This window comes from Streptomyces sp. NPDC086554 (genome assembly GCF_040686095.1).
GTDB lineage: Bacteria > Actinomycetota > Actinomycetes > Streptomycetales > Streptomycetaceae > Streptomyces.
Map to the genome: position 1 here is coordinate 1 of NZ_JBFBJK010000061.1, position 4105 is coordinate 4105.

A 4105-nucleotide genomic window follows, 5' to 3' on the forward strand; every position below is an offset into this window, starting at 1 on the left:
AATGCCCAGGCACAGCCGTGGATTTGGGGCCGTCCGCCCCCTCCCACCCGCACACGCAGGCGTCGCTACATGTACATCCTTTGAGGAACGCAGCAGTAGTGCCGCATTTACCGGGAGGCACCGGATGTTTTCCGAGCGTACTTCGGTCGGCCTGGATGTCCATGCCCGCTCCACCACAGCCTGGGCCCTGGACGGCACGACCGGTGAGATCTTTACCGACCGGCTCGTCGTCAACACGGCGGACGTAGTGGCCTGGGTCAGCAGGCTTCCTCAACCAATCACCGTGGCGTACGAGGCCGGACCGACCGGCTTCGTCCTTGCACGAGCCCTCCAACAGGCAGGTATCCGCTGCGTGGTGGCGGCACCGTCGAAAATGGAACGGCCGCCCGGAGACCGGGTCAAGACCGACAAGTGTGACGCCCAGCGGCTCGCGAAACTGCTCCGCCTGGACGAGCTGCCCGCAGTGCGGGTGCGTGACCTGGAACAGGAGGCTGCCCGGGACCTCACCCGGGCACGCGACGATGTCCGCGCCGGCCTGATGAGCGCCCGCCACAGCGTGGCCAAGCTGCTGCTGCGCCGCGGCATCGTCTACACCGACGGCAGGGCCTGGACCGCTGCCCATCACCAGTGGCTGACCGGCCACCGCTTCGACAAGTTCGGCCTGCGGGTCGCCTACGACGAGGCACTGGAGACGGTGCTGGCCCTCGAGGCACGTCGGGCCCGCCTGGATGCGGCCATCACCGAACTCGCCGCCCAGCCGGCCTGGGCCCCGGTTGTCCGTCGGCTGGCTTGCCTGCGCGGGGTGAGTACCTTCACTGCGTTCGGCCTCGCTGTGGAGATCGGCGACTGGCACCGCTTCACCGGCTCGACGGTCGGCTCCTACCTGGGGCTTGTCCCCAGCGATCCTCCGGCAGCCAGCGCCGCCAGGGAGGTATCACCAAGACGGGCAACACCCATGCCCGACGGCTCCTGGTGGAGGCCGCCTGGCACCACCGTCGTCCCTACCGCTGCCCCGGCGCCGGCCTCCAGGCCCGCCTCGACCACGTCGCCGCCCCTGTCCGGCAACGCGCCGAACGGGGCAACCGACGCCTGCACCGACGCTGGGTGAACCAGGACGCCCGCCGCAAACGCTCCACCATCAGCGTCGTGGCCGTCGCCCGGGAACTGTCCGGCTGGTGCTGGAGCCTGGCCATCATGGAGGACTGACACCCATCGACGCCTCCGCGAAAGCCGCTGGCGGGGGCCACAGCCCGGGGGACCGTGCAGCGCGAGGAACGATCCGCGGAATTCCTATGAGCAGCCCGCTCCTTGCGGGCCACGCCCGGTATTAGATGAGCGGCCCGTTCCCGACGCACAACCGGTCATGCGGTTCAACCCGCGCATATCAGGCTGACCGCGCGTCGACGCCACGACACGCACACCCTGGTCCGCCCCCGCCAGCCCCCCGTTTGGCTGGTGTGGAAGTTGTGCCAGATCGCGGCGGTCAGTGCCAGGACTCTCTGTGCGACGCGTACGGCGATGCCTTCGCAGGTGCGTCCGCCGTGTTGTTCCAGGTTGAGCTGGCCCTTGAGGGTGTCGTTGACCGACTCGATCAGCTGGCGGACCTTCTTGAGCAGCGGCTCGCTGGGCCGGGTGGCTTCGCGTTTGGTCGAGGGCCGCAGCAGGGTGATGCCCTGTTCGGACAGGGAGCGTTCGAACGGTTTGGACGCGAAGCCCTTGTCCGTGATCAGCAGCTGGCCGGGGCCATGCACTCGACAAGGGGAGGTAGTCATGCCAACTCCGAAGGCCGGTAGCCCCGTTGCGGGGCTACGAAGACCGTAATGGGGGAGGCCACGGGGCTTCCGCCAGAACGAGGCCCTTGTGGACAGACATCTGGCACGGCAGGGTCCTGATGTCCAACTGGCGAGGTACATCGGGAGTTGCAGCGGCTTTCGGCTGTACCGTGAGAGTTGACACCACACTCCACCGCCGGGTTGACGCTCCTCGGCTACGAGCGTCCTAAGTTGTTGACCACACCGGGGCAGACCCGCCCGCAGCACGACGACGCGGGTGACCTGCCCAGATCAGGTGTCCGGGTCCAACTCCTTCTCACGACGCCCCACCCATACCCTCCCGCGCTGATCCCGACCGGTCACCCCAGCACGGCACCACGGCCACGGGCGCACCCCGGCGCAGCCGGACACACGCCTCGTACCTATGCGAGGCGCGACACAGCGGTCCGGCCCCAGATCAAGAGTCACGAAGGAAGTCATTCCATGAATCCATCCAAGAGCCTCCCTCTGGCCACCGCCGCTGTAGCCCTGGGCGCCAGCCTGGCCTTGGCCGTGCCCACCGCACAGGCCCACAGCACGCCGAAGGCCCCGCGGCCTGCGGCCGTCGCGGACAGCGCCGCGGGACCGACCGCGGCGGCCTGCGCGAATCCACTGCACACGTACGAGTACGGCCGCTACACGGGCGGATACAAGGCGTTCTGCAAGTCGGACATGAAGCTATCCGACAACAAATACAACAACGGGCACAAAGTCAATGACAACCTCCGCTCGGTGAAGAACCTCACCCGCGGCTGCTACTGGACGCTGTGGACGAATTACTACAACCGGGGTTCCTATTGGACCTTCCACCCCTGGACATGGTCGAGCGACCTGAAGGACACCCGCGTGAAGTACAAGACGAGCTCGCTGTACAAGTCGTGCCCCTGACCCCAGAGCCAACTGAGCGACCCCGTCACACGAGGTGAACTCGCACGTTCGCCGGGGGTACGGCACCACCTGCCGCCCCCGGCCTTCCTGGGAGCTGATGACCATGCATAAGCGTATGGCGACCGCGGGGGCCTTCACGCTGCTGCTCGCCGTGGGCTGTGCCGGCCCCCCGGCGAGCGACGGCGCCCGCCCACCGGGCCCGCCGCCCGCTCCCAGCCGGGAGGTCCGCGCCCTCGTCCTGCCCCTTGACGCCTACCAGTTGGACGGCCGCAGCGCCGCCCTGGCCGCCACGGCGCAGGAGAAGTTGACCACGTCGTGTATGGCGCGCCAGGGACTCGACTGGCCTGAACTCCCGCACCCGGTAACCAAAACATGGCCGAACCGTGGCCGATACGGCCTGGCTGAACCTGCAGTGGCGGCACGTTACGGCTACCGCCCCATCCCCGATCCGGCCTCCGCGGCCGCGGAAAGGGCTATGGGACAACGGGACGCAGGCCTTACCGCACGGCAGCGGAAGGCCGCCTACGGTGCCGATGGCCAATCGGGCTGCGCGGCGCGCGCCCAGCACGAGTTGATGCGCGATGTGCCAAAGGTGAACTCCGATCTGGTCAACGAAGCATCCCTGACCGCATACAAGAAGTCCCAGCAAGCACCCGCCGTCCAGAAAGTGTTCGCCGCGTGGCGGGCCTGCATGCGGGGCCGGGGCCATGACTACCGCGATCCGATGGCTCCGAACGACGATGCCCGGTGGACGGGAGAACACCCCACCCGCGCAGAGACCGCCACAGCCCAGGACGATGTCGAATGCAAGCTCAAGACACACCTCGTACCCGTATGGTGGCGCGCTGACGCCGCCCTGCAACACCAGACCATCAAGGATCACGCGGAACGCTTCCAGCGGATCGGTGACGCCCGGAACCGCTATCTGGAGAATGCACAGCGTCACAGCAGGACCGGCTCGCCCGATTCCTGACCCGGTTCCCTTCGGGCCGCACGGGTGACTGTGGTGGTCAACAGGGTGCGAGGACCGGACTATGAGGGCTATGAGCACAGACGAGCCTGATGTTCCACCGACTGACTTCCAGCCGGGTGACTCCCTCACCGGCTCCGCCTGACCGGGCATCCTGGCCACGGCTGTGCCCGTCGCCACCGGTCACGGTGGCCAGCCGGGTGGCGAGACACAGCGTCAGGCGTTCGTGTCCGGCCGGGAAGACGTCCTTGGGCCCGGTCAATTCGCTTCTCGCGGTGGAGGGTTGGGTGTCAAGGGTGAAGCGAAGCGGAATCGGCGCAGCCGACGCGTAGCGCAGCGGTGCGCCCTTTACACCCGGCCCGGAACCGCCAACCTCGGGACAACCGGGCGGCCCCGGCGCCAATCAAAGCCACAGGCCCACCAAAGCCCCCTACTC

3 protein-coding genes and 2 pseudogenes are annotated in these 4105 nt (G+C 67.8%); 4 read left to right on the forward strand and 1 reads right to left on the reverse strand.

Translation table 11 applies throughout. From position 1 onward, the window contains the following. Nucleotides 1-124: 124 nt before the first annotated feature. Nucleotides 125-841 (forward strand): annotated as a pseudogene (locus AB0O76_RS43840) (transposase); the annotation flags it as partial. Next, nucleotides 790-951 (forward strand): annotated as a pseudogene (locus tag AB0O76_RS43845) (hypothetical protein); the annotation flags it as partial. The pseudogenes AB0O76_RS43840 and AB0O76_RS43845, both read left to right, overlap by 52 nt. Before the next feature lie 419 nt (nt 952-1370). Here AB0O76_RS43845 and AB0O76_RS43850 read toward each other — a convergent pair. Next, nucleotides 1371-1772, reverse strand: coding sequence for a transposase (locus AB0O76_RS43850; RefSeq protein ID WP_365503563.1), 402 nt, complete (start codon nt 1770-1772; stop codon nt 1371-1373). 483 nt (nt 1773-2255) lie between these two features. Here AB0O76_RS43850 and AB0O76_RS43855 point away from each other — a divergent pair, with 483 nt between their 5' ends. Beyond that, the gene (locus tag AB0O76_RS43855; protein WP_365503566.1) at nt 2256-2699 is read left to right on the forward strand and encodes a hypothetical protein; all 444 of its coding nucleotides are present in this window, start codon (nt 2256-2258) and stop codon (nt 2697-2699) included. A 97-nt stretch (nt 2700-2796) separates the two neighbouring features. Beyond that, the gene (locus tag AB0O76_RS43860; RefSeq protein WP_365503569.1) at nt 2797-3672 is read left to right on the forward strand and encodes a hypothetical protein; all 876 of its coding nucleotides are present in this window, start codon (nt 2797-2799) and stop codon (nt 3670-3672) included. Nucleotides 3673-4105: the final 433 nt, after the last annotated feature.

Coding starts and splice junctions, on each gene's coding strand:
- AB0O76_RS43850 (WP_365503563.1), bottom strand. CDS start 1,772: ATGACTACCTCCCCTTGTCGAGTGCATGGCCCCGGCCAGCTGCTGATC.
- AB0O76_RS43855 (WP_365503566.1), top strand. CDS start 2,256: ATGAATCCATCCAAGAGCCTCCCTCTGGCCACCGCCGCTGTAGCCCTG.
- AB0O76_RS43860 (WP_365503569.1), top strand. CDS start 2,797: ATGACCATGCATAAGCGTATGGCGACCGCGGGGGCCTTCACGCTGCTG.